This is a genomic window from Sphingopyxis sp. 113P3 (assembly GCF_001278035.1).
GTDB lineage: Bacteria > Pseudomonadota > Alphaproteobacteria > Sphingomonadales > Sphingomonadaceae > Sphingopyxis.
This window is the reverse complement of the sequence record NZ_CP009452.1, coordinates 995,378-1,017,861: the sequence shown is the minus strand read 5'-3', so window position 1 is coordinate 1,017,861 and position 22,484 is coordinate 995,378. Positions and strand designations below refer to the sequence as shown.

The 22,484-nt window shown below is 63.0% G+C and carries 20 protein-coding genes; 11 read left to right on the top strand and 9 right to left on the bottom strand.

Annotation, left to right across the window (positions count from 1 at the left end; all coding sequences use genetic code 11):
* Positions 1–5: 5 nt before the first annotated feature.
* A complete protein-coding gene (locus LH20_RS04925) occupies positions 6–1,964 on the top strand; it encodes an Atxe2 family lasso peptide isopeptidase (RefSeq protein WP_053553267.1) in 1,959 nt (652 codons plus the stop codon).
* On the opposite strand, the gene LH20_RS04920 is transcribed toward LH20_RS04925, so the two are convergent.
* The 8 genes from LH20_RS04920 to LH20_RS04890 all read right to left on the bottom strand — a co-directional run bounded on the left by LH20_RS04920 (position 1,907) and on the right by LH20_RS04890 (position 8,665).
* Entirely contained in the window at positions 1,907–3,559 is a 1,653-nt protein-coding gene (locus tag LH20_RS04920) for an asparagine synthase-related protein (RefSeq protein WP_053553266.1), read from the bottom strand. The genes LH20_RS04925 and LH20_RS04920 overlap by 58 nt on opposite strands.
* On the bottom strand, positions 3,559–4,209 hold the full coding sequence (locus LH20_RS22770) for a lasso peptide biosynthesis B2 protein (RefSeq protein WP_083455306.1): 651 nt from the start codon (positions 4,207–4,209) through the stop codon (positions 3,559–3,561). The genes LH20_RS04920 and LH20_RS22770 overlap by 1 nt, the downstream gene beginning before the upstream one ends.
* A gap of 56 nt (positions 4,210–4,265) precedes the next feature.
* Positions 4,266–4,385 carry a benenodin family lasso peptide gene (locus LH20_RS23250; RefSeq protein ID WP_144423522.1) on the bottom strand — a complete coding sequence of 40 codons (120 nt, stop codon included), beginning with the start codon at positions 4,383–4,385 and terminating at the stop codon, positions 4,266–4,268.
* 108 nt (positions 4,386–4,493) lie between these two features.
* Complete coding sequence (locus LH20_RS04910) at positions 4,494–5,114, bottom strand: GntR family transcriptional regulator (protein WP_053553264.1); 621 nt, start codon at positions 5,112–5,114, stop codon at positions 4,494–4,496.
* The gene (locus LH20_RS04905; protein WP_235527118.1) at positions 5,111–6,019 is read right to left on the bottom strand and encodes a phytanoyl-CoA dioxygenase family protein; all 909 of its coding nucleotides are present in this window, start codon (positions 6,017–6,019) and stop codon (positions 5,111–5,113) included. The genes LH20_RS04910 and LH20_RS04905 overlap by 4 nt, the downstream gene beginning before the upstream one ends.
* 12 nt (positions 6,020–6,031) lie before the next feature.
* Positions 6,032–6,637: an acyl-homoserine-lactone synthase gene (locus LH20_RS04900; protein WP_053553263.1), complete on the bottom strand. Its 606-nt coding sequence runs from the start codon at positions 6,635–6,637 to the stop codon at positions 6,032–6,034.
* A gap of 77 nt (positions 6,638–6,714) precedes the next feature.
* Positions 6,715–7,449: an autoinducer binding domain-containing protein gene (locus LH20_RS04895; RefSeq protein ID WP_053553262.1), complete on the bottom strand. Its 735-nt coding sequence runs from the start codon at positions 7,447–7,449 to the stop codon at positions 6,715–6,717.
* A 334-nt stretch (positions 7,450–7,783) separates the two neighbouring features.
* Positions 7,784–8,665 (bottom strand): LysR family transcriptional regulator, encoded by an 882-nt coding sequence (locus LH20_RS04890; RefSeq protein WP_053553261.1) that lies wholly within the window; start codon positions 8,663–8,665, stop codon positions 7,784–7,786.
* 128 nt (positions 8,666–8,793) lie between these two features.
* Here LH20_RS04890 and LH20_RS04885 point away from each other — a divergent pair, with 128 nt between their 5' ends.
* The 9 genes from LH20_RS04885 (at position 8,794) to LH20_RS04845 (ending at position 19,900) form a co-directional block, all read left to right on the top strand.
* Positions 8,794–9,855 carry an SDR family oxidoreductase gene (locus LH20_RS04885; protein WP_053553260.1) on the top strand — a complete coding sequence of 354 codons (1,062 nt, stop codon included), beginning with the start codon at positions 8,794–8,796 and terminating at the stop codon, positions 9,853–9,855.
* Positions 9,856–10,014: 159 nt separating this feature from the next.
* Positions 10,015–10,509, top strand: coding sequence for a hypothetical protein (locus LH20_RS04880; RefSeq protein ID WP_053553259.1), 495 nt, complete (start codon positions 10,015–10,017; stop codon positions 10,507–10,509).
* 710 nt (positions 10,510–11,219) lie between these two features.
* A complete protein-coding gene (locus LH20_RS04875; protein ID WP_053553258.1) occupies positions 11,220–11,774 on the top strand; it encodes a type 1 glutamine amidotransferase domain-containing protein in 555 nt (184 codons plus the stop codon).
* 300 nt (positions 11,775–12,074) lie between these two features.
* Positions 12,075–12,905 carry a 23S rRNA (adenine(2030)-N(6))-methyltransferase RlmJ gene (locus LH20_RS04870; protein ID WP_053553257.1) on the top strand — a complete coding sequence of 277 codons (831 nt, stop codon included), beginning with the start codon at positions 12,075–12,077 and terminating at the stop codon, positions 12,903–12,905.
* Between the two features lie 267 nt (positions 12,906–13,172).
* A complete protein-coding gene (locus LH20_RS04865; RefSeq protein ID WP_083455303.1) occupies positions 13,173–15,233 on the top strand; it encodes a TonB-dependent siderophore receptor in 2,061 nt (686 codons plus the stop codon).
* Positions 15,230–15,811, top strand: coding sequence for a hypothetical protein (locus LH20_RS04860; protein ID WP_053553256.1), 582 nt, complete (start codon positions 15,230–15,232; stop codon positions 15,809–15,811). Before LH20_RS04865 ends, LH20_RS04860 begins: the two co-directional genes overlap by 4 nt.
* Positions 15,808–17,160 (top strand): PepSY-associated TM helix domain-containing protein, encoded by a 1,353-nt coding sequence (locus LH20_RS04855; RefSeq protein ID WP_053553255.1) that lies wholly within the window; start codon positions 15,808–15,810, stop codon positions 17,158–17,160. The genes LH20_RS04860 and LH20_RS04855 overlap by 4 nt, the downstream gene beginning before the upstream one ends.
* 294 nt (positions 17,161–17,454) lie before the next feature.
* Positions 17,455–17,883, top strand: coding sequence for a hypothetical protein (locus LH20_RS22765; protein ID WP_158501100.1), 429 nt, complete (start codon positions 17,455–17,457; stop codon positions 17,881–17,883).
* Between the two features lie 286 nt (positions 17,884–18,169).
* Complete coding sequence (locus tag LH20_RS04845; protein WP_083455301.1) at positions 18,170–19,900, top strand: sensor domain-containing diguanylate cyclase; 1,731 nt, start codon at positions 18,170–18,172, stop codon at positions 19,898–19,900.
* Positions 19,901–20,087: 187 nt separating this feature from the next.
* Here the strand turns inward: LH20_RS04845 and LH20_RS22760 are convergent, their stop codons facing one another.
* A complete protein-coding gene (locus tag LH20_RS22760; RefSeq protein WP_144423521.1) occupies positions 20,088–20,387 on the bottom strand; it encodes an excalibur calcium-binding domain-containing protein in 300 nt (99 codons plus the stop codon).
* Positions 20,388–20,990: 603 nt separating this feature from the next.
* Between LH20_RS22760 and LH20_RS04840 the strand changes: the two genes are divergently transcribed.
* The gene (locus LH20_RS04840) at positions 20,991–22,286 is read left to right on the top strand and encodes a TetR/AcrR family transcriptional regulator (RefSeq protein WP_053553253.1); all 1,296 of its coding nucleotides are present in this window, start codon (positions 20,991–20,993) and stop codon (positions 22,284–22,286) included.
* The last annotated feature ends 198 nt before the right edge of the window (positions 22,287–22,484 follow it).

The following is a 22,484-nucleotide window of genomic DNA, read 5'->3' as shown; positions in this document are numbered from 1 at the left end:
GGGCGATGGCATTCCTGCTTGTCGCCACACCAGCCTTGGCGCAGACGAGTCCGCGTGAGCTTGTCGAGATGACCGACTTCTCAAGCCTCCACCCGTCTCCGGACGGACGTTGGCTCCTCTATCGTCGCGAGCGTCCCTCAACGGTAACGGGTCGAATCGATCTCGCCTGGTACCTCGTGAAAACCGACGGAAGCGAACCTCCGGTGCGTATAGGCGATGGCGGGGCGGCGAGTTGGGACGGGACAGGGCTGATCGAGCCGGGCGCCGCGAAGTGGGCGGGCGACAGCAGTCGCTTCTACCTGGTCGCGCGCGTGGACGGCACTGCCGGACTCTGGACGGCGACCCCCGGGGGCGGCACTCTCGCACCCTTCCTCCTCGTCGATAGCGACATCGAGCGCTTCGCGGTTCGAGCGGACGGCTCCATCATCTACGAGGTGGGACCCTCGCGCGCCGAGATTGTTCGCGCAGAAGAGCGCGAGCGAGATACTGGTATCTTGATCGGTCCTCGCGTCGATCTTGCACAGACCCTCTACCGCGGGGCGATAATCGCCGGACGGCCCGCGAGCCAGCGCTTGAGTGGCAACTGGTTCGACCGCGAGCCGCTGCTGGCGCGCCAAGAGCGTCAAGTCTTGGTCCACGTTCCCGGGACCGACGTCGACCGGAAGGCAAGCCCCGGCGAAGCACGGCAACTCACGTCCGCGCCGCCACGGCCGCTTCCGGCACGCGCACGTGCCGGGCTAGCGGCGCATTCGATCTGCGTTGACGAGGAGCCGTGTCATCAACCCGGTCACGAGCGACTGTGGAGCTGGGCCGAGACCGCCGAGGGTCGGCTCGTGCTGACGACGCGGGACCGCCGCATGCGCCAGCGCATCTTTCTGTGGGATCCCGCGGCGCCGACGCTGCGAGAGCTCGCGGCAAGCGATGGCACACTGACAGGCGGACGTGACGAGCGAACTTCCTGCGCGCCCTCGACCAATGCCCTTTTCTGCGTCGCCGAGAATGCAGCAACACCTCCGCATCTCCTCCGTATCGATCTCGCTGATGGTACCCAGCAGATTCTCGATCAGCCAAACAAGCTACCGAACCAGCCAGAACTTCTCACCGAAGCAATCGACTGGACGGTGGGCGGCAGCCGCGCGTCGGGCTGGCTCGTGCGCCCGAAGATCCCCGGGCGGCTGCCGCTTTTCGTGACCTATTATCGCTGCGTGGGTTATTTGCGCGGGGGGCTCGGCGATGAATGGCCCCTCCGCGCACTCGCCGCGAGCGGCATCGCCGCGCTCTGCATCAATTCGTTACCCCATCCGGGCAACGCGCCCGAGGCGCGCTACGAGTTGGGGCTCGCGGTTGTGCGCGCCGCGATTACAGAGCTCCACAAACGAGGACTCGTCGATTCCACGCGCGTCGGGATGGGCGGCCTCAGTTTCGGTAGCGAGGTCACGATGTGGGTGGCTATCCACAGCGATCTGCTTCGAGCCGCGTCGATTGCGTCGGTCCAGCTCGAACCGTCCTATTATTGGTTCAACGCGGGAATTGGCCGGGACATGTTCCGGAACAACCTGCACCACTATTGGAACCTTGGCCCCCCTGGGTCAGACCCGGTGCGTTGGCGCTTTCTATCCCCCGCGCTCAATGTCGATAAAATCAAGGTGCCAATTCTCATGCAGATGCCCGAGCAGGAAGCGCGACAATCACCCGAGCTCATCGCGCGGCTTACTGCCTCGCAAATGGGTGAAGCACATGCATTCCCCTTTGCGTCGCATATCAAGACCGAGCCGCGTCAGAAGCTTGCCGTTTATCAGCGAAACCTCGACTGGTTCCGTTTCTGGCTGCAGGATTATGTCGATCCCGACCCTGAAAAGGCGAGTCAATATCACCGCTGGTCCAAACTTGGCTCCGAGCCTCACAGTCAGGGTAGCGAGGCGATCCAGCGCTCGATGTCGGCGAGCTCCAGAAGCCGGAAATAGTCATAGTCGCCATCAATCCTATCGCGTGCAAGATAGGCTTCCGCCCTTTCGCGGTCGACCAACCCCTCGCGCGCAAGGCGGCCCTCGAGGAGAAGCTCACGGATTGTCGCCCGCTGACCAATAAAAATTTGCGCGCACATCGTCTCGAGCCGTCCTTTTCCTCGCCGCCACGCAACCTCGGAGGGAAGCCGGTTCGCGAAGGCCGCGCGCGCCGCAGCCCGATCGTGTCCGCCAGCGATCCAATCCCAGCTTGGAATCGAAAGGCAGAGTTCGACAACCGGCTGTGAGAGCAGCGGCGCAACGACATCACGGTCGTACCAGCGCGCCGGTCGATCAAGAAAGTCGAGTATCCGCCGGATTGCTTGTACCTGGAGCCGTTTACCGTATGGCGCCTGGTGGGCCCCAGCGTCCCACGGATGCGAAAAGGGTTCGCTTGCCAAGGCGCCGGGCGGCACATAATCCTCCCCTCGCGGCCAGGTGGCTGGAGTCCCGCGTCGCCATTGCCGCATACACAAGCGGAGCGCGTGCCAGACGCTGACATTGGCCAGGCGGGCGAGATCGACGAGGGACAGGAGTGCGGTCTGTCCGGGGCCCCGCAATTGAAGGGCGTCAAGAACGGGGGCGACCGAGCGGTTCAGCGCGAAGACATTGTCGCCGCCAATGCCGCTGAACAGGCTGGCGCCTGCTGACGCGGCAGAGCCGAGCGCCGTATCAACACCCAACAGCGCCCCGAAACTCGAAGGGCGAGGGCTTGGAAAGGCGGGGGGTTGGTCCAGATCGTCGATTCCAGGGGCATGGAGAACTTCAGCAACCCCTATTCCGAGGCACGCTGCGACCGCCCGCGCATATCGCCGCTCATCACCGTCGGGGCTTGATGTCGCTACATTGATAGCGCCGAAGCGCGCTCCCGAAGCGGAAAGTGCCGCCGCCACAATCGAGCTGTCGAGCCCGCCTGAAAGTTCAAGCAGTATTTCTGGCCGGCTCGCCGCCCAGGCCGCGACGCAGGCATCGATCGTGTGTTCGATTTCGAGCGCGGCGCTGCCACGTGAATGCGCCAACGCGGCGAAGCGCCAAGGCGACCAGTCACAGCTTATTTTCACATCCTTGTTCGATGCGACAAGGCTCATTCCGGGAAGCAACTCACGGACGTCGACAATCCCAGTGCGCTCTGTTCTCAGATTTTGGTAGGCAAGCTGGTGGCGAAGAAAGTCGATGTCGAGACACGGCGCAATGCCCGCGGCGAGCGCCAACTCAAGGTGCGAAAAAAACACCAGACCAGCATCACAAGACGCCCAGTAGAGCGGCAGACCAGTCAACGCAGCGCGGGCCACTCCCAACGATCCCGACGCTATTAGGCGGAAGGAAAGCCACGACCCCCAGCCGCTGCCCGCATCGCAGCTGCCCGACAGCGGGGGAAAGCACTCGCCGAGGATGACCGCGCCGTCTCCGACCCGCTCGCGGTGTAGCCCCGGTCCCGCAAAGAGATGAAAGTCGCGATCAAATTCGATCCGCTTAAGCCCGTGTACTCTTGCGGCCCCATTTACCCTGGCGACAAGGCCGGGATCGCCCAAGGCGGCGAGAAGACCGCGATTCATCACAGGACCAGGATCGGCTTAAAATTGTGGGCGTCATCGACGCTGCCCGTCAGAACCCTTTCGGAAGATTGAAGCCAGCAATGAGCGGCGAAGGGTTCCAGCCGCACACCAAATACCAAAGTTGGCGCAAGCCCTCGACGAAGCATCAAACGAAGCAATGCGAGCGAGTCGAGGAGGCAGCGGGGGCGGATGGGAACGAGCGCTCGGACAGACGCGAAGCACGCCGCGATGCGGGTCATGTCCTCCTCATCAGCGCTGCCCTGCAAAATGCGCTTCCGGTTGGAAAGGTCGGCAACGGTCTTTGCCAGACGATGAGAAGATTGCGCCCTTCGAGCCCAGTTTAGATGCCAGACCGCCGAAAGGGCCATTCGCGCACCGGACCGCACACGCAGGGAGCCTTCAAGATCCGCGTGCGGAACAACAACCGCAGGCGGTTCGAGGACCGTCGCCCCATTGCAGCGAGTGACGAGCCCGGTCCCAACAATTCCAGTCATTTCATCGCTATCATTCGGAGCGTTCGCCCGAAGTCGGTGGAAAGCGGCGCACAGCTCACCGCGAAGCGCAAGATAGCGGTCAGTTTGCAAATCCAGGACGACTATTTCATCGCCCGCTATGCAGAAGCCGACACCTGGTGCGAGAGTCCATCCCATTTCACGAACCGGATCCGGGTGCCGGCCTCGGCGAGGACGACACCCGGAACACTCGCTCACTCGACGTCAATGCCGGCGGGCAGTTCGTGGCCGCCGATCTCGACCGGAGGGCCGAAGTTGCCGAGAGTGTCGGCGCTCGCCGAGCCCAGTTCGACAGTGTCATTCTCGCGTTCCATGGTGCTTCCTTTCACATGTACCGCAGGATTGCGGCACCGTCGAAACTATGACCCGCGGCCCGTATAGGAATTTTATACAGCTCCGATCGGTCGATTATTGGCTCAATATTATCGGAGGGGATCAGTGCGCGGCCTGAGTTCGGCGACGATCCGCCCCGCTTGTCTGACGCGGCGCCGGTGGAAGCTTGTGATTTTGCTGCGCAATCCAGTCCAGCGCCCGAAGCGGTAATCCTCTTCCATTGCGGCAAGAAGGCCCCGGGATGCCTGATCCACCCGCACTTCAGCGCGCCGCAGAATCTGGCTTCGCTCGATCGCGTTGATGAGCGCGCCGCGAAGTTCCCGGTTGTCCGCGCTCATTGCTATGGTCCGAAAGAGCGACTCGGTGGCCTCGCCATAGCTTGTCCGCTCTTCCAGCTCGAAGAGCCCGTCGGCGGCCTGATGCGCCGGGCGGTCCTTGAGGGCGAGCGCCAGGAGCATTGCAGCCCAGCTATAGAGATCGCAAAGATCAGCCTCGGCGAGTATGGGCTGGCGGAAGCCCTCCTGATGCCAGCTCTCGATCAAGCGCTCGCCTGCCAAGCGATGAAGCGCATCGCGTACCGGCGTAGCACTTGCGCCCAGCGATGGGGCGAGCTGCGCAGGCTCAAGGCGCGACCCAGGCGGAAATGTCCCTGCAAGAACCCGCGCCTTGAGTTCGATATAGACCCTTTGCATCGTCGCGCCCGGGCTCATGCAGCACCTCCGCTCTCTTCCATAGCGCGCTGGCTAGCGACGAAATCGTTGAGCAGCGCCTCCTGGTCAGGGCGCAGTGCATCGACCGCGGCGAGCGGGACGTCGGCTTGTCCGTGCAGCAGCACCGAGGGACACTGGCCCTCGAAATTGCCGAGATTGGGCCGGTGGTGCGCATAGCCCACAAGCGCGGCGAGCTCGGCTGAAAAGTCCCGCGCGATCTCGGGGGGATAGGCCAGCCACTGGTTTTCATAGGGCTTAAGCCAGCCCAGGCAGTAGCTCACAATGATGCCGCGGCGCACCTCGCGGCTGATGTTGGCGCCGGCACCGTGAAGCACCGATCCGAGGAAGATGATTGCGTCGCCTGGCTCCGCCTCGGCAATCGCGCTCGCCCCCTTCGGCTCTTCGCCGAGCGCCTTAGCGCCGTGACTGCGCGGCCAGATCCGGGTGGCGCCGTTCGCCTCGGTAAAGGCGGTGAGCGGCCACATCACATTGATCAGATATTCGGTCTCGCCCTTCGCGCCCCCATACATGTCCTGGTCGCGATGCGGAAATTGCGCGAGCGCGCCAGGGTGAACAGCAATCGCCTGGGTAAGGTTGAGCTGCAGACGATCGCACCAGCGCCCGAGCGCCGCTTCGGCGAGCGCCAGAATGTCGGGGTGCATGACAAGCGCGGCCATATGGGGCGAGCGGATCAGGAGGCGCCCGAAACGCTTCGTGTGCGCGCCGTAAAAGCTTCCCTGACAAAAGGGCGTCGCTTCAAAGTGCGCGTCAAGATCTGCAGAAAGCGCCTTGATCATTGGCGCCGGTAGCGCTTCGCGGAGGATGACATAGCCCTCGTCCGCCAGTTTCCGATAGGCAGGGGGCCTTTGCGGCATGACGAGATTACGCGCTCGATCCTTGAACATCTCCGCCCTCCCTCAAGCCGCGCGCGCCGGGGCGGCAGCGGGCGCAATACCGGCAGCGGCGAGGCGCGCCGGCGTGTCGCGATCGATATCGATGCGAAGCGCGGTGAGCGCGCTCCCGCGATGCAGCATCGGCATGCCGAGCGGGCGGCAGTCCCAGCCGAAACTTTGGATCTGGCGGAACCAGGTCAGCTCAGCGACGCCCGTGTAGCTATGAATGTCCTTGTCGAGCGCGAAATCGACGAGCCCGGCGAGCAACGCATCGCGCGCAGCCCGTCGCCGGCTCGCACCGATCTCGGGCGCAAGACAGAAGCGCGTAATCTCGAAGACCCCCGGACCTTGCGGTATTTCGCCCGCGACGAGCCAGGGAAAGAGGCTATCGAGAAGGGCGGGCCGGGTCGTCGGAAGCAGCCGTGCGGAGGCAAGGTGGTTCGCCTCCCCATCGGTCACGATAAGGTAGATCGCATGTTCGTCGTCGAGATGATCGATCTCGAACCGATTTGCGAGTGCGGGCAGATCCCATTTGAGAAGATCGATGAAGACCCGTTTGCGCGCCTCGAACATGGTGCGGAGCGCATGGTGCGCATGCGCTCGGTTAGAAGAATCGACAATCAGCAGCATGGAAGACCTCCTTGTTGAAAAGAGGCCCTCCAATTGAAGAACATGGCGGCGCGCCGCCATACCACGATCGGGGGGTGTCAGAGCCCGGCAAGATCGCCGAAACAGATATCGCCGGCAAACAGCGCCCGAATGGTGAGCGGCGTGCAGCCCGTCACATCGTAGCGCGCCCGAGCGTTACGCAGATGCTCTTTCACCGTATCATAGCGCAGCCCCATGATGGTCGCGGTCTCCCATGCCGATTTGCCGCACGCCGTCCATATCAGGCACTCACGCTGGCGTTCGGTCAACCTTGGACCCGTTGCGGCAATCTCGGGATGAACAAGGCGCCGCGCTGCCTCGAACGCAAGGCCTCCGATCATTCGCGCGAACCAAAGCGATTGCGGATCCGGAACTCCGCCCGGCGTCCAGGCGAAGGACACCGATCCATGCGCCTCCCCGGGAAGATGCGCAGGCACCGTCAATCCTGGCCCGATCCCGTGGCGACGCGCCTCGGTCAATATGATTTCGTCGCTCGCCCGGCGCTGCGTGAAGCGCGCGTAATCGTGCCAGAAAAAGCCCGCAAGACCGCGGCGGCTCGCGCGGTGGATCGGATCGGAAAGGCCAAGGCGGTGCTGGTCGAACCACAAAGCCCATTCGTCGGGATAATTATGGATCCGCACGCCCCGCGCTGGGGCGGCAAGAAAATCGACATGATGGCTGAGCGCGAACCAGCGACAGCCGAGCCGGCCGCAAAGTTCGGCGAGCAGGTCGGAAAAACCTGCAAGATCCTGCACCTGCGTGACGTCGTGCGCGAATGCGTGCGCGGCGTCCATTGTCGGCATAGCGACCCATGGCGGCGACGGCTGCAGTCGCTAACCCAGACGACCGGCACCGCTCCTCGTCAGGGCCGGCGGGCTAAGTCCTCTCAATGGGCGGCCCGACGGCGACGGAGATCACCGCTGGACAAGGTGATCGATCGGGAGACATCGTGCGCAGAATGCGGGCAATTTCAAATATATTCCAAAGATAGAACCAGATTGAGGACAGTTTATGTCCGCGACCGGCAAATCGGCGCCCCGCGACGCAGCCTTGCCTCGCCGCCGATCCCGATCTGGCGCGCCTCGGCAGCTCGCCTTGATGGCTATTTTCGAGCGGCGTGCAGGATGATCACCCTGCAAGTCGCTTGCGCTCGCGCAGGAGCGCGGCGGCGGCGAAATTCACGAAGGCGCGCACCTTGGCCGATCGCTTGAGATCCCGGTGGCTCAATATCCAGAGGCTCGGAATCGGCTTCAGGTGGATAGGAGTTGATGCGCGCCTCAGTCCCGGGGCGTAGTCGCCGAGATAGACCGGAAGGGCAGCGAGGCCCATTCCCGCCGCTGCGGCCTGCGCGAGGGAAATAAAGTTGTCGATCCGGCATGCGATCTGCCCCTCGCCAACATTGGCGCGCATCCACCGCCCCACCGAGGTGCCGGCAAGATCGCCCGAAAGCGCCACCCATTTCTCGCAGAGTAGTGCCGGCATTTGGGCAAGGGGCGCCTCGTTCGTTGTGGTGCGATAGACGGCCATGGCGACCTCGCCGATCTTTCGTCCGATCAGCGTCTCTTGCGGCGCCGCAGTGACGCGAATGGCGACATCAGCCTCGCGTTTTGCCAGATTTGCGAGGTCCGATCCAGCCGAGACATCCATCTCGACAGCGGGATGCTCCTTTTGAAAGGCTGCAAGGATCCCGGGCAGGATCGACGCCATGAGGGTGTCGGTTGTGGCGATGCGAAGCGTGCCTTCAAGCCGCAGGTCCTCACCCGCGATCCGGCCCTCAAGCTCCTCGACCAATTCGGCGATCGACCGCGCAATGTCCTGGGTGGCCTCCCCTGCCCCGGTGAGAGCATGGCCCGAGGACAATCGATCGAAGAGACGAACGCCATGCGCCTTCTCGAACGCCTGGATCCGCCGAAGCACAGTGGTGTGATTGACCCCGAGCGTCCTTGCCGCAGCGCCCAGCGATCCGCGATCGGCAACGGCCAGGATAAACTGGAGGTCGGACCAATCCATTCGACTTCGCGCCATGTCTCAGGACCCTTCACGCCTGTGCATTTCTGCAGATCCGGTCTGCCCACAATAGCACTGATGCATCTCAGACGCACAGCCTACGCTCCTCCCAAACGTAAAGGAGCTGAAATATGGACGGTCGCAACTTGGCCCTCGTCGTCGGAGCGCAGGGGGTGATCGGGCGAAATCTCGTTCGGCATCTTGAAGACCTCGGAAACTGGGACGTGATCGGCTTGTCGCGGCGCGCCGCGCCGGCTTCGGCGCGCGTGAGGCACGTCTCGGTCGACCTTCTCGACGCGAAGGCCACGCAAAGTGCTCTCGAAGAGCTGACCGGCGTGACGCATGTCTTCTATGCTGCCTATCAGGACAGGCCCAGCTGGTCTGAACTCGTCGAACCCAACCTTGCGATGCTCGTCAACACGTTGAGCGCCATAGAGGCGGTCGCGCCCGGCTTGCAGCATGTCAGCCTCATGCAAGGCTATAAGGTCTATGGCGCGCATCTTGGCCCATTCAAGACGCCGGCACGCGAGGATGACCCCCCGCATATGCCGCCCGAGTTCAATGTCGACCAACAGCAGTGGCTCAGTGCTCGCCAGCAAGGCAAGCGCTGGTCCTGGTCCGCGATCCGGCCGTCGGTGGTTTGCGGCTATGCGATCGGGAATCCGATGAACCTTGCGATGGTGATCGCAGTCTATGCAGCGATCTCCAAGGAGCTTGGGCTGCCCTTGCGTTTCCCCGGAAGTCCAAAAGCATATGACAGGCTGATCGAGATGACCGACGCCAACCTTCTTGCGCGCGCCACACATTGGGCGGCGACGGATCCCAGGTGCGCCAACCAGGCGTTCAACATCAACAATGGCGACATGTTCCGATGGAGCGAGATGTGGCCCGAAATCGCCCGCGCCTTCGAAATTGAAGTGGCTCCCCCTTTGCCGATGCCCCTTTCAGATGTGATGGCGGACAAGGCGCCGGTATGGGAGCGCATGGTCGAGCGCTACAAGCTTGCGCCCAATTCCTATTCGGACGTTTCCTCGTGGCGGTTCGGCGATTTCGTTTTCGGCTGGGATTATGACGTCATCGCCGACGGCTCCAAAGCGCGGCACTTTGGCTTTCACGAATATGTCGATAGCAGGGCGATGTTCCTGCAAATCTTCAAGGATCTCAAAACGAGGAAAATCATTCCGCGCGCTTAAGGCGCCGCCGCACCCTGCAGGCGCGCGGCGGCTCGGCGCAAATCCGTCCATGCTTCATGGCTCGCGCTCTCCATCGGCTGCAGCGCCGCGCAGGGGAGACGGCTGCAACATCTTCATGCCCCCGCGCGTTTCAAGTCTCGAGCGGGGCAAGGAGATGTTATGGCGCGGCCCCTGATACTGGCGACATCGGTCCTGTTCATTGGCGCAGCTGCGCTGTCGCTGCAATCCTGCGGCGCAGAGAGCGTCGAGGCCGCACCCACGGACAGCCCGGAAAACGGGCTTGTCTCCCTGCCCGATGGCTCGACCTTCGTTGCGCCGGAAGGGTCTTTCTCCCGCGCGGTCGCCGATTGGCTGGCCGCGCGCGAGGGGACCGAGGCCGAGTTCATCTTTGCCGGCTTTGTCGAGGACCGGCCCAGATTCACGCGCCGGGGACTTGGTCAGGCGGCCAATCTTGCAACGATCCTGCGCGGGGCTCCGGCCGCTTCCATCGAGATTGCGGGGGACGAGGCGCAGGCCAAGGCGCTGGCGCATATGCTCGATTACCGCGGCATCGGCAGTGACCGCATGAAAGTCGTTCCCGCTGCGGGGCTCGGCAGCATGCTGATCAGGATTCACCGGGGATCGACCGCGCCCCTGATGACCGCGACGTCCTGACCCTCTCATTTCTGCAGAAGCGCCTCGAGCTGACCGGCATATAGGGTGTCCGCCTCCATGCGCCGATTGATCGGGGCGCGCCGTCCGGCCATCAGATCGATGTTCACCCAGTACCCGCCCGGCGCGATCGACAGTGCCCCTCCGCTTCGCAGATTGCGAGCCGATCCGCCGCGCCTTTAGGGCCGCGCCTACGCCGCGCCGTGCCCATAAGGCGCGCGCGTTCACCGTTGGACAGCGAGGGATTTCCATCCGCCAAAGACGCCCGGGGACCAGGAATCAACGACCGTCAAGGGTTGCAGATGGGGCCTCAGATTTCGCACTGTCACGAGCGCCCGTCGCGAGGCCTTGATAAGAGTCGGGTGCCGGCGACTGAGGGGTTCGTCGGTCGCCGGCACCCGTGATGGGAGGGATCCACCATCTTCGCAACTCCAGAACTACCACTTCGTTCCCACTTCTTTTGCGGTTCGGAAAAGCCTTTCACAACATAGGTTAAACGCATGAATTAGAGCCGCAATGAAGGGAACAATGGCCCCGCCTGCCGCGTCTTCATGAGGCCCTCTCCCCTTGGGGCAAAGATGAACATTTTCAGCTACAGGCGAGCGCTCATGCCGCGCTCTTCTGGGCCGGGCCGTCGCTCCCGCACGGCCCGGCTTCGCTGCCGAAGGGGATGCGGCGTCCCAGTCCCCACAGCTCTGCGAAAAGGTTAGCCTATGCCCGCCCCTCTCACCGGTCGCCGCGTTCTCATCATGGCCACCGACGGATTTGAGCAGTCCGAGCTAGAGGTTCCGAGCAGCAAGCTCAGAGAGGCTGGAGCAGAGGTCCGTGTGGCTTCGCTGAAGAATGGAGAGATAAATGGCTGGGACGAGGGCGACTGGGGAAATGCCGTCCACGTCGACCTATTGATCGCCGATGCGAACGTTGACGATTTCGAAGCGCTGGTGCTTCCCGGCGGCCAGATCAACCCCGATCTCTTGAGGGTCGAGGAAGATGCGATCGCGCTCATTCAGGCGTTCGCCAGCGCGCAAAAGCCGATTGCCGCCATCTGTCATGCCCCTTGGCTCCTCATCGAGGCCGGCATCGCCAAGGGCCGGTCGATGACCTGCTACAAGTCGATACGAACCGATATGATCAACGCCGGCGCAAAGCTCGTCGACCGCCCAGCCGTCGTGGATGGGAAGATTATCACCAGCCGCGGTCCTGACGATCTGCCCGATTTCTGCGACGCGATTATCGAGGCTCTCGCGGACGCTCCGACGGACGCGTGACCGCGTCATGAGCATTTGCAGCTTTATCGCGCCAAAGTGCGGCGGCCCTGCTACAAGAAGGCTCGCGGGATTTTTTGTATCGGAAAGGCAAGAATTTTACCGTCATGTCTCGGCGCCGCCCCGGCTATGCGGCCGTGTCCCTGCCGGCTCCCTCGATGACGGCTTTGAGGCTCTTGGCAGAATCTTTTGAAGGTTTCCCTCTGATTCTGTACGGGTCCGCGATCAGCTGCTTTGGGTATTGCGCGCAGCTTCGGCGCCCAGCCGAGCGCATGCAGGCAGGTCGCCAGGATCAAGATCAGGATGAATTATCGCCATAGCTTTCATGCCGGCAATAGCGCCGATGTCGTAAAGCACAGCCTGCTGATCGCCCTCGTGAGAGCCTTGCAGCATAAACCGGGCGCGCTGACTCTCATCGACACCCATGCCGGTTGCGGGCTCTATGACCTTGGCGGTGAGGACGCCCAGCGCACCGGCGAGGCTAATCAGGGCGTGCTAAGGGTTTTTGCCGAGCCGAGCCCCTTTCTGGAGGAGTACCGCGCCACCGTAGGGGCCGTAAATGCGGGTGCCGAGCCTCGCTACTACCCCGGATCGCCGCGAATTCTGGCGCAGCTTTTACGTCCGCAGGATTTTCTCATCCTCAACGAGAAGCACCCCGAAGACGCCTATGCACTGCGCGGCGCGATGCGCGGCACATCCGCCGCTGTCCATCAGCGCGATGCATACGAGCTTTGGCTGGCGATGTTGCCGCCGCGAACCGCGCGCGGTGTTGTCGTGGTGGACCCGCCCTACGAACAAACCGATGAACGCGCACGCATTACCGCCACCCTCGCGTCCGCCCACCGCAAATGGGCGCATGGTGTGACGGTGATCTGGTACCCGCTCAAAGACCGTGAGACGCACCGGCGCTGGAAGCAACAGCTGCGCAAACTTGGTATCCCGAAGTTTCTGGTGGTCGAGCATTGGCTCTACGACAGCGAGCAGCGCGACATATATAACGGCGCTGGCCTTTTCATCGTCAACCCGCCCTATGCCTTTACCCAGGCGCTGCCGCCGCTTCTGGAAGCCCTCCGCGCCGCGCTGGCGCCGGAGGGACATCGAGGACACATCAAAGCCGATTGGTTGGGCGACTAGAAAAATCCTCATCCTCCCATTTTCCCCGAAGGGAGGAAGTCGGCCGCGCCAACACACGTTTCGCTGACTTCGGCAGGGATTTATCAAACCCTTGAAATGCACCCCGCCCGAGGGGGCAATTGCGACCTGCGCTCGCGTGAACTTGCAACAGAGCGATGTCGCAAACGCCCGCCGCCGCCGCAAGAACAAGATCAATGCCTGTGTTGCTAATGCGAGTGCATCGCATTAGTGAGCGTGCGAATCGGTTGCAATTCAGGGGAATGAAAATTGAAGAACGCGCGTATAGCCTTGCTTCTTGGCGCAGCGCTGGTGAGCGGCAATGCCCTCGCCGCGGATGCGGCTTCGGCCGAGGCCGACGATCCCGGTTCGATTGTCGTGACTGGCTATGCCGGCACCAAGACCGAAACCGCGCTGGTCGAATTGCCTCAGCCGGTGAAGATCATCACCGCAGACCAATATGAGGCGCAGGGCGCGATCAATATCAGCGACACGGTCAAATATGCCGCCGGCGTGCTTGCCAATCCCTATGGCCGCGATACGCGTGTCGACGGCTTCAACGTGCGCGGGATCGACGCGCTGCAGTTCCGCGACGGAATGCGCGACATATTCTCCTACTACGCCAGCATCACCTCGGACCCCTATAATTTCGAGCGCGTCGAAATTGTCCGCGGTCCGGCCTCGGTCCTGTTCGGACAAGGCTCGATCGGGGGTCTCGTCAACCTTGTCTCGAAAAGCCCCGGCTTTGAAACGCAGGGCGAGGTGAACCTCGTTTACGGCAGCTACGATCGCAAGGAAATACTCGCGGACGTCAATCTTGCGCTGAGCGACAGCCTGGCCGTGCGCGCGGTCGGGCGCGCGCGCGACGCCGGCACCTATGTCGATCATGTTCCCGACGACCGGGTGATGTTCGCTCCATCGCTTCGCTGGCAGCCGGGCGCGGACACCGACATCATCCTCACCGGTCTCTACCAGGAGGACGACACGGGTTCGACCTCGCAGTTTCTGCCGATCATCGGTACCTTCCGTCCGAACCCGGGCGCACCGGGCAACCTTGACCGCTATACTTTCGTCGGCAAGCCCGGCTGGGACCGCTACGCCGGCCGATCGCTGCAGGGCATGGCGAGCGTCACGCACGATTTCTCCGATGCGGTGCGTCTCAGCCTCAAGGCGCGCTACATCGACAGCGACCTTGAATATTTCACCCACTATGCCGACAGCTACAGCAACCCGACCGATCCCTTTTCGGTCTATGGGACTGACCGCCGCACGATCGGCCTTTACGCCGATGCCAGCGACGCACGGATGAATGTCTTCTCGACAGACAACAATCTCCAGTTCGATTTCAGAACCGGTGCGAATATCGAACACAAGCTCCTCGTCGGCATCGACTATAGCTGGAACAAGGTTGGCAAGCGGGGCGTGTTCGGGTTCGAGACCATCGACCTTTACGACATCGATTATGACGCGCTGCAGACCTATGATCCCACCGGCCCCTTCGCCTATGATTCGCAGAAACAGCTCGGCGTCTATGTCCAGGACCAGATCCGCTTCTTCGACCGGGTCTCGGTCGTGCTTGGCGCGCGGCGCGACCGCGTGACCTCCTCGGCGGGGAACAAGGATAATGCGACGACATTCCGAGCCGGGATCATCGGCGACATCGGCGCCGGGATTTCGCCCTTTGTAAGCTATACGGAAAGCTTCCTGCCGATCGCGGGACGCAACGAGAATGCCGACGGCAGTGTCGGCGATCCCTTCCGGCCCCAGACCGGCGAACAATGGGAGGCGGGCCTCAAGTGGCATCCGCTTTCCGGCACGCTGGTGACGGTCACGGCCTTTCGGGTGAAGGAGCGCAACCGCGTCCTCTATCTCGCCGGCGGCGGCACTGCGCAGTCGGGCGAGCTCACGACCAAGGGCGTCGAGTTCGAGGCGAGCCACACGCTGCCGGGAAATTTCGACCTGCTCGTCAACTATGGCTATAACAAGCTGAAGTCCGAGGTGAACACCGACCTCGATTACCTTCCGCGCCACATCGCCTCGATCTGGTCGACCAAGACATTCGGGCTCGAAGGCGATGCGCAGCTGCGGCTCGGCGCGGGGATCGTCTATACCGGGAAACGCCGCTCGACGGGTCCGGCCTGGTCGCTGGTCACCCCCAGCAACACGACGGTCGATGCGCTGGCCGAGGTCAACTGGGGACAATGGCGTCTTGCCGTCAACGCGACGAACCTGCTCAACAACAGCTATTTCGCGTCGTGCCTGGCACGCGGCGACTGCTTCGTCGGCGCGCCGCGAAATGTGATGGCAACGGTCGGCTACCGCTTCCGGTGAGTGATCCCGCGCCTCTCGTCTGGCTCGGCGCTGCAGCGATCATCGCCGCAGTTCTCCAACTCCGCCGCGCGTGGGGCCTTTCGCGCCGCTCGGCTTCAGCAAACGGCATGGGCTGGGCGCTGATGCTCCTCGGCTCGCTGCTCGCGCTCGCAGGCGATGGGGCATGGGGCCTCGCCGTCGCGTCGCTTCTTGGCATGGCGTGCGCGGCGCTCCTCCTCGCATATGCGGGGTGGACGTCGCCGCGCGGCAAGGGGCGCGCTTCGGACCGGAAGGCCCATGCGCTCCCCGAACGAGGCGAACCCCGCCATATCGGCCGCCGCCTCCTCACCTTCCTCCTCACGATACCGCTCGCTTTCGCGGCCTCGCTGCTGGCTGCGCTCGGCGCGCGTGCCCTCCTTGCCATGGCGGGATTGAGCGACGCCGATGGCAATGCGATCGCGCTGCTGCTTCTCCCGCTCTTGTGGGGCATCCTCGCCTTCTGGCTCCTCATGCTGCCGGCGCGCCGCGCGCAATGGACCTGCCTTGCCGTGCCCGCTGCTGCGGGCCTCATCCTCATTTTCGTGGGAGGCGCGCGATGACGCTCGCCATTTCAAAAGATGCCGTCCAGCGTGCGCTCTCGGCGCACGCCGCAATAGGCCTCCTCGCCTCAGCGCTCCTCTATCTCATCTGTCTCACGGGGACCGTCGTCGTCTTCTACCAGGAATGGCAGCGGATCGAGCAGCCCGATGCGCCCGAAATGACCGGGATCGCCCCCGAAGCCGTTCAGCGCGCCGCCGCCTCCGTGCTTGCTGCCGAAAAGGACAAGCCTCCCACGACTCACCTTTATGTTCACATGCCGGTCGAAGGCCTGCCGCGCACCACGATCACCACCGACCACCAGGCGGTTCACATCGATGCCGACGGCAAGATCGCCGGGCCGGAGGAGAATAGCTGGTCCGAATTTCTGCTCGGCGCCCATTATGCGCTCAACATCCCGGGACTGGTCGGAATGACGATCGTCGGCATTTTCGGCGTGATGATCCTCGCGCTCACGCTGTCGGGCCTCATCGCCCACCCGCGCATCTTCCGCGACGCCTTTCGCCTGCGCACGCGCGACAACCATGGTGTCGGCCTTGCCGACTGGCACAACCGGCTTGGCGTCTGGACCATGCCCTTCTCGCTCGCGATCGCCATCACCGGATCGATGATCGGCCTTGGTGTCGTCGGTGCCTATGGTCTCGCTGCCGCCTTCTACAAGAATGACATCGAGGCCGCCTACGCGCCGATCTTCGGGGAGGAGCACGCCGCCGATGCCCGCCCAGCGCCACTCGCCGACATCGCAGCGCCCCTCGCCTGGCTCGCGCGGAACCAGCCCGACGCACGCCTGACCTACGTCATCCTCCACGACCCCGGCACGCGCGGCCAACATACGCAGCTCATCGCCGAACATCCGCGCCGCCTGATCTATGGCGAGACCTATGAATTTGGCGCCGACGGCAGCTATCACGGCAAGGTCGGCCTCTCCGACGGCCACCTCGGGCAACAGCTCGCGGCGTCGACATATAATCTCCACTTCGGAAATTATGGCGGCCTGCCGGTGAAGATTGCCTATGTCGTCTTCGGGCTCGCACTCACCATCGTCGTCGCAACCGGCACTTCGATCTGGCTCGGCAAGCGCCAGCGGCGCGGCCTCCACGAACCGCGACTGCGCGCCGGCTGGGACGGGGTGATCTGGGGCGTTCCGCTCGCGCTCGCGCTCACACTTCTCGCGCGCATCCTGCTTGGCAATGGAGCGCCGCTCATCGCGATCTTCTGGCTCGCCGCCACCGCCATCCCGCTGGCCGCGATCATCCGCCCCGAACCGCGCCCGAACAAGTTGCTTCTGCGCTGGCTTACCGTGTCGATCGCGGCCTGCGCCGCGGCGGCGCTATTCGGGATCACGGCCTAGGAGGGGCCTGCGCGCACCTTTCAGCAAGCAAAAGCGCGTTCAAGCGGGTGGGAACTCGAGCCTCGCCTCCACATTTCATTTTGATCCAGGCTGGCGGGCAGCCGAGCGCCGGATCCGATCGACGGTCCCTCGAACGCACGCGCCGCGACAGCCGGCAGGTTGAAGCCATCTCATCGTGGCTGAACGCTGAATCTTGGACTGTCAGTTCGAGGTGCAGCCGGTACGATCGGGCCGCGGCAACGGCCGCGCGATCTACGGCGCGGGGATTTATGGCTCACCGATGCTCCCCTATTTTTGCATGACCGCGTCCATTCCGGCGCTTGGCGCCGCACGCCAGGCGATCGCGCTCTGCCGGCAGCACCTGCAGGCACATATAAACTCGGAAGCACCACGAGGAGCATCGAGAAGCCGGCCGCCCCGATGCGTCTTGAGCGCGCGGCCCGGGAAAATTTGCTGATCGGCGAGATCGACGAGCCCGAACAGACAAGCGAACGCATCCGCTTGCGAGCCGAGATCGCGATTGCGGTCCAGCAATGCGTCGAGGCGGTGCGCACCTGCTGCGAAGCTGTCGGATCGTCGGTCCACGCGCTCGACAATCCGATGCAGCGCCTTCTGCGCGATGTGCAGGTCATGCAAAGTCACATCGTCTACGACCTTGATGTCGCAACCGAACTTCACGGACGCCCGCTGGTCGGACTTCCGCCGAATTCGCTGCTTCTTTGATGCAGGGGCGCCTCCCCTTCCCGCGAGCACCGCTTCGTCGGAGCGTGTCAGCGTCAGCGCGCAGGACTGATTCCGAATTCCGTACAATCGTCCGCCAACCTTCGCCAGGATCAGGCGCCGAGACGATAAGTGGCCACATCGCACGCGAAAGACTTGCCACTCGTCGCCGCGATCGAGATCGACTTGCTCTCCATCAAGAACGACGGCAAGGGCAACCCCGTGCACTAAGCTTAACTGCATCCTAAGCTTTCCGCGCCACGGACCGCGGATGCCTAGGATCGCCGGGATGAAGAAGCTCGCTACAGCCGTCTTGTTATTCCTGCTGACCGTCTTCTCTCCCGCGATGGCAAAAGATGCATTGAGGGTCAGCAGTTCGTGCTGGGCATCGGGCTCGTTGTCGGAAAGCCCCGTAGCCGCCCTCCAGTCGGCCAAGCGATGGCACTGCGGCGACAGCGATTTTTCGATCAATGCCGAGCGGGCGCTCCTTCGCTTCGACCTCGATCCTGCAAAGGAGCCGCCCCAATATCTGCTGTCCCGCAGGGCGGCGCTCGAAAAGGTTCACCTTCTCTCGATCGAGACCGACGGCGCGATCCATCAGACAAGCATTCCGGCAAGCGCGCTCGAAAACGCGCGCTATGGCGGATATTTCAAGCTCCGTCTGCCGAAGCTGTCGCCGCAGACGCGGCAGGTCGTCGTGGCGTTCGATCGCCCGACCCACCGCATGACGCTGGAGCGGGCCTATCTGACCTCGACGGACCTTTCCGACCATACCGGCCACACGCGCTTTCTGATCCTGCTGGCCGGCCTTTGTGGAATGCTCTTGATGCCGCTCGTTTTCAACGCGGCCTTCTACCACATATTGCGCGAGCCCTTTGTCGTCTGGCACTCGGCGCTCACAATTTCGCTGATGCTCACGATCCTCATATCGTCAGGCCTGTCTCCAATTCTTCTTGACCTGCCCGTCATGACGCTGAGCTGGATGGCGACGATGACGTTTGGCCTTTCCGTTGCGGCGGGAACCATGTTCACCCATAGTTTCGTCGAACCGGACCGACTGCACGCGAGGCTCCGCCGCTCCTTGCCCTATTGTGCAGGTGCCGCGATGGCCCTGAGCGCATTTCATGCCGCATTTCCATTCGTCGCGCGTCCGATCCAGTCGCCACTCTACACGGCGGCCTTTGCGCCAATTCTGGCAATCTTTATCTGGTCGATGATCGACGCGCTGCGGCGCGGCAGCAGGGCCGCCAAATTCCAGGTGATTGGCTGGGCTCCAATGCTCGTGGTCGGGCTGACCCGGCTTGTGACGGGGCTTTTGCCCTCGCTGAATAGCGAGGACGCGATGCAATTATTCTATTTTGGTTGCGTGTTCGAGGTCATGTCGACCGCCATGGGTGTCGCCGACCGGTTCATGACGCTCAAGAAGCAGCGCGACCATGCGCTGACCGAAGCCGAACTGCTTGAACGCCTGTCAGAACGCGATCCCCTGACGGGCTTGCTGAACCGCCGGGCCCTCGAAGAGAATTATATCAGGCATCGCGCCGAGGGGTTCGATGCGCTCGCCATCCTCGACCTCGATCATTTCAAGAGGATCAACGACTCGCACGGTCACGCTGTCGGCGATGCTGTGCTCAAAGCAGCTGCCAAAGCGCTCGCGCCCGACGAGAATGTATATGCCTACCGCTTGGGCGGAGAGGAGTTCGTGCTCTTGCTGCGCGGCGCCGAGGCTTACGATCTCGCAGAGCGCCGAAGGCGTGCGATCCCTGCCCTCGTCGCCCAGGCCGTTCCCAACCTCTCTGCGCCGGTGACCGCCAGCATGGGCATGAGCGAAAATGTCCGGACGGCGCCGACCCAGGACGGGTTCGATACGCTTTTCGAACGAGCCGACAAACTGCTGTACCAAGCAAAGATGGCCGGTCGAAATCGGGGGATGTCCGACGATTGCCCGGCGCCTTTCTCCTCGTTCAGCGACACTGCAGGCACTCCAACAAGATCGCAGATGCGAGAAGTCGTCGCCTGACCCCCGTTCGCAGGCGCAACCTTCGGCGTCTTTACGCTGCCTCAGATGAAGCGCTGCGATAGTGCCGCAGTGCGTATGACGAGGCAGTGCGGGAAGATGGTCTTGCACGTCTCCTGACTGGAAAGGGGTAGGGACGATTCTCGATTGCTCCACAGTCACCAAGCGTGAGCCGCTGCCAACCAGATTATCACTCGCATCCCACGCCGTCTCCGTCTCGGTCGAGGTGTTTTCCATATCCGGGGCTGCCACGCCGAACCGGCGCTGCGCCTGCAGCCCGAGCGGCCGCGCAATTGGGGAAATAAAGGTCGCCGCCGATCAGGCGCTGAGGCCGCTCTGCTGGCGGCGCAGACCGCCCAGGCGAGCGATGGCAATGACGTGTGCCAGTCTTGCGATCATTATGGCAGCCGTCCGCCGCCAGCCCCCCTGGGTGACCGTTCGCGGCTGTTGCGACGCTTAGCGACAGCGCTAGGATAGCTATTGCCCTCATGCCCCCCTCCCCGCATGTGAATGCACGAAAATACGCTCGGCGTCGAATCCGCGCAGCTGAGAATCGGATAGCGGGTCACGTGAAGCCTTCGCTCCTTGTGCTGCGAGCAACCAGGATGGCGATACGGACCGTAGCTGCCAGACTTGCTGGCGATGCGTTGGCAATTGACAAGCCGCGGAGAGGCAGCAGTCGCGCCGATATCAAAGGAGCGGTCACCGACCTTATTCGAACCAGGTGAACCGACCGCACCGTTGATCACGGCCATGATGGCCCGCGGCGCGCTCAGGCCCATCGATCCGTCCATTTCTCCCTTTACGCGGCGCCCGGGCAGAGCAACATTGTGCGCAGCATGAGCGACATGGCGGTTTCATCGTTGGGCATATTGCCGGGCCTTCGCACCGGAAGCGGCTCCCGCGTCCTTGCTACGCCGACAAGCATTCGCCCGCTCCCCGCGCGCGCTAGGCGTCCATGTGGCGATTGCGGCAGGGCAGTCCATCAACGCATTCCTTCCCTTCACCTTTCGGCGCCCGTCCGCCCGGCCCGCTTCATGACCGTGCTTTGAGGCCGGTGGCGCAGGGCTCGATCGCTGAGGAGACAATCTCTTTGCGAGCGGAGGATGCTGCGCAGCGCAAGAGCGGTTCCTCGCGCCGCGAGGAGGTGCTCGCGACGGCGACCCGGCTCTTCAACAGGCACAGCTTTGCTGCAACGACGCTCGACAAGATCGCTGCCGAAATCGGTCTGACGCCTGGCGCACTCTACCATCATTTCCAAAGCAAGGAGATGCTCGTCTTCGAGTGTTTCAGCCGCGGTCTGCGAATGTATCGCGACGAAATCGACCGGGCGCGCGAGCCCGGGCTCGACGGGCTGGAGATGGTCAGGCGTTTTGTGCGCGGGCGCCTGCGTCCCGGCGAACCGCGCATGATAACCTTCTCCGACATTGACGCGCTGCCCCGCAACCATCGCGACATCGTTCACAACGCGCGGATGGGCAATATCAGGATGCTGGGCGGGCTGATCGAGCGGGGTATCGATGACGGAAGCATCGCCAGGTGCGATCCTTTTCTCACCAGCCTCGCAATCTTCTCCGTGCTCGATTGGATGCCCTTCTGGTATTCTGAGCGAAGCTATTACACGCGGCAGGAAGCGGCCGAGATCCTCGACGACATTGTCGCTCACGGCATCGTCCGCCGCGACCTCGCCGAAATCGCACCGCCGCCGCCGCGCGACCCGCTCGCGCTGCTTGGCCATTTGGCCCGGATGGACAAGCGCCGGGCCAAGCGCGATCGCCTGCTCCGGATCGCCACGGAAAGTTTCAACCAGCGCGGAGTTGTGGGCTCGTCAATCGAGCATATCGCTGCCGATGCCGGGGTGTCGCGCGGGGCCTATTATTATCACGCTCCCGACAAGAACAGCCTCCTCCATCTCTGCCTGAAGCGCGCTTATCGTATCGAGACCGAGGTGCTTGAGCTATTGATCGAACATGCGCCGACCTCGCCCGACGCGGCCGTGCGGGCGGTCCATTTCGAATTCGAGTTGTTGCGTGCGGTGACCGCCCTTCATCATTCGCCCTATGGACCCAAGATCAGCTTTCACAATGTCCCTTTTCTGACCCCGGCGAACCGGGCGGAGCTCCAACTCATCGATCGCGTACTCGTCGGGCGAAACATGGGCCGGTATGAGCGGGCGAAGGCGGAAGGAACGTTCCGGCAGATCGACACGCTCTTCATTCAGGAGGTCGGAGCGGGCCTGCGCAACAACATTCCGGCATGGTCACGTTTCACCGAAGGTACCGATCCCGAAAAGGTCGCAGATTGCTCGACGCGCCTGTTCATGTTCGGGCTCAAGCCACGGCCAGACAGCCACGTCAGCATTCCAACCGAAACTGTACAAGAGACATAGTTTGAGCCGGATAGTGAGCGTAAATATTCAGTATTTTCGGTTACCATAACTAGACGCAAACCTCCGTATCCGACATGCAGGTCGGGTCATATCCTTCCCCCACGTTGCAACGACCAGGGCTCCCGACCCTTTCGGCGGGCCCTTCGAAGGACGACCGAGCGAGCAGCCCGCAACCGGACGACCGGTCAGCCGGCGCCG

What these genes read in the sequence shown, in the direction of transcription:
- LH20_RS04855 (WP_053553255.1), top strand. Translation starts at nt 15,808, where the DNA reads ATGACGCTCGCCATTTCAAAAGATGCCGTCCAGCGTGCGCTCTCGGCG.
- LH20_RS22770 (WP_083455306.1), bottom strand. Translation starts at nt 4,209, where the DNA reads ATGGGATGGACTCTCGCACCAGGTGTCGGCTTCTGCATAGCGGGCGAT.
- LH20_RS04875 (WP_053553258.1), top strand. Translation starts at nt 11,220, where the DNA reads ATGCCCGCCCCTCTCACCGGTCGCCGCGTTCTCATCATGGCCACCGAC.
- LH20_RS04885 (WP_053553260.1), top strand. Translation starts at nt 8,794, where the DNA reads ATGGACGGTCGCAACTTGGCCCTCGTCGTCGGAGCGCAGGGGGTGATC.
- LH20_RS04845 (WP_083455301.1), top strand. Translation starts at nt 18,170, where the DNA reads ATGAAGAAGCTCGCTACAGCCGTCTTGTTATTCCTGCTGACCGTCTTC.
- LH20_RS04870 (WP_053553257.1), top strand. Translation starts at nt 12,075, where the DNA reads ATGAATTATCGCCATAGCTTTCATGCCGGCAATAGCGCCGATGTCGTA.
- LH20_RS22760 (WP_144423521.1), bottom strand. Translation starts at nt 20,387, where the DNA reads ATGAGGGCAATAGCTATCCTAGCGCTGTCGCTAAGCGTCGCAACAGCC.
- LH20_RS23250 (WP_144423522.1), bottom strand. Translation starts at nt 4,385, where the DNA reads ATGGAACGCGAGAATGACACTGTCGAACTGGGCTCGGCGAGCGCCGAC.
- LH20_RS04895 (WP_053553262.1), bottom strand. Translation starts at nt 7,449, where the DNA reads ATGGACGCCGCGCACGCATTCGCGCACGACGTCACGCAGGTGCAGGAT.
- LH20_RS04920 (WP_053553266.1), bottom strand. Translation starts at nt 3,559, where the DNA reads ATGAATCGCGGTCTTCTCGCCGCCTTGGGCGATCCCGGCCTTGTCGCC.
- LH20_RS04905 (WP_235527118.1), bottom strand. Translation starts at nt 6,019, where the DNA reads ATGTTCAAGGATCGAGCGCGTAATCTCGTCATGCCGCAAAGGCCCCCT.
- LH20_RS04900 (WP_053553263.1), bottom strand. Translation starts at nt 6,637, where the DNA reads ATGCTGCTGATTGTCGATTCTTCTAACCGAGCGCATGCGCACCATGCG.
- LH20_RS04890 (WP_053553261.1), bottom strand. Translation starts at nt 8,665, where the DNA reads ATGGATTGGTCCGACCTCCAGTTTATCCTGGCCGTTGCCGATCGCGGA.
- LH20_RS04910 (WP_053553264.1), bottom strand. Translation starts at nt 5,114, where the DNA reads ATGAGCCCGGGCGCGACGATGCAAAGGGTCTATATCGAACTCAAGGCG.
- LH20_RS04880 (WP_053553259.1), top strand. Translation starts at nt 10,015, where the DNA reads ATGGCGCGGCCCCTGATACTGGCGACATCGGTCCTGTTCATTGGCGCA.
- LH20_RS04925 (WP_053553267.1), top strand. Translation starts at nt 6, where the DNA reads ATGGCATTCCTGCTTGTCGCCACACCAGCCTTGGCGCAGACGAGTCCG.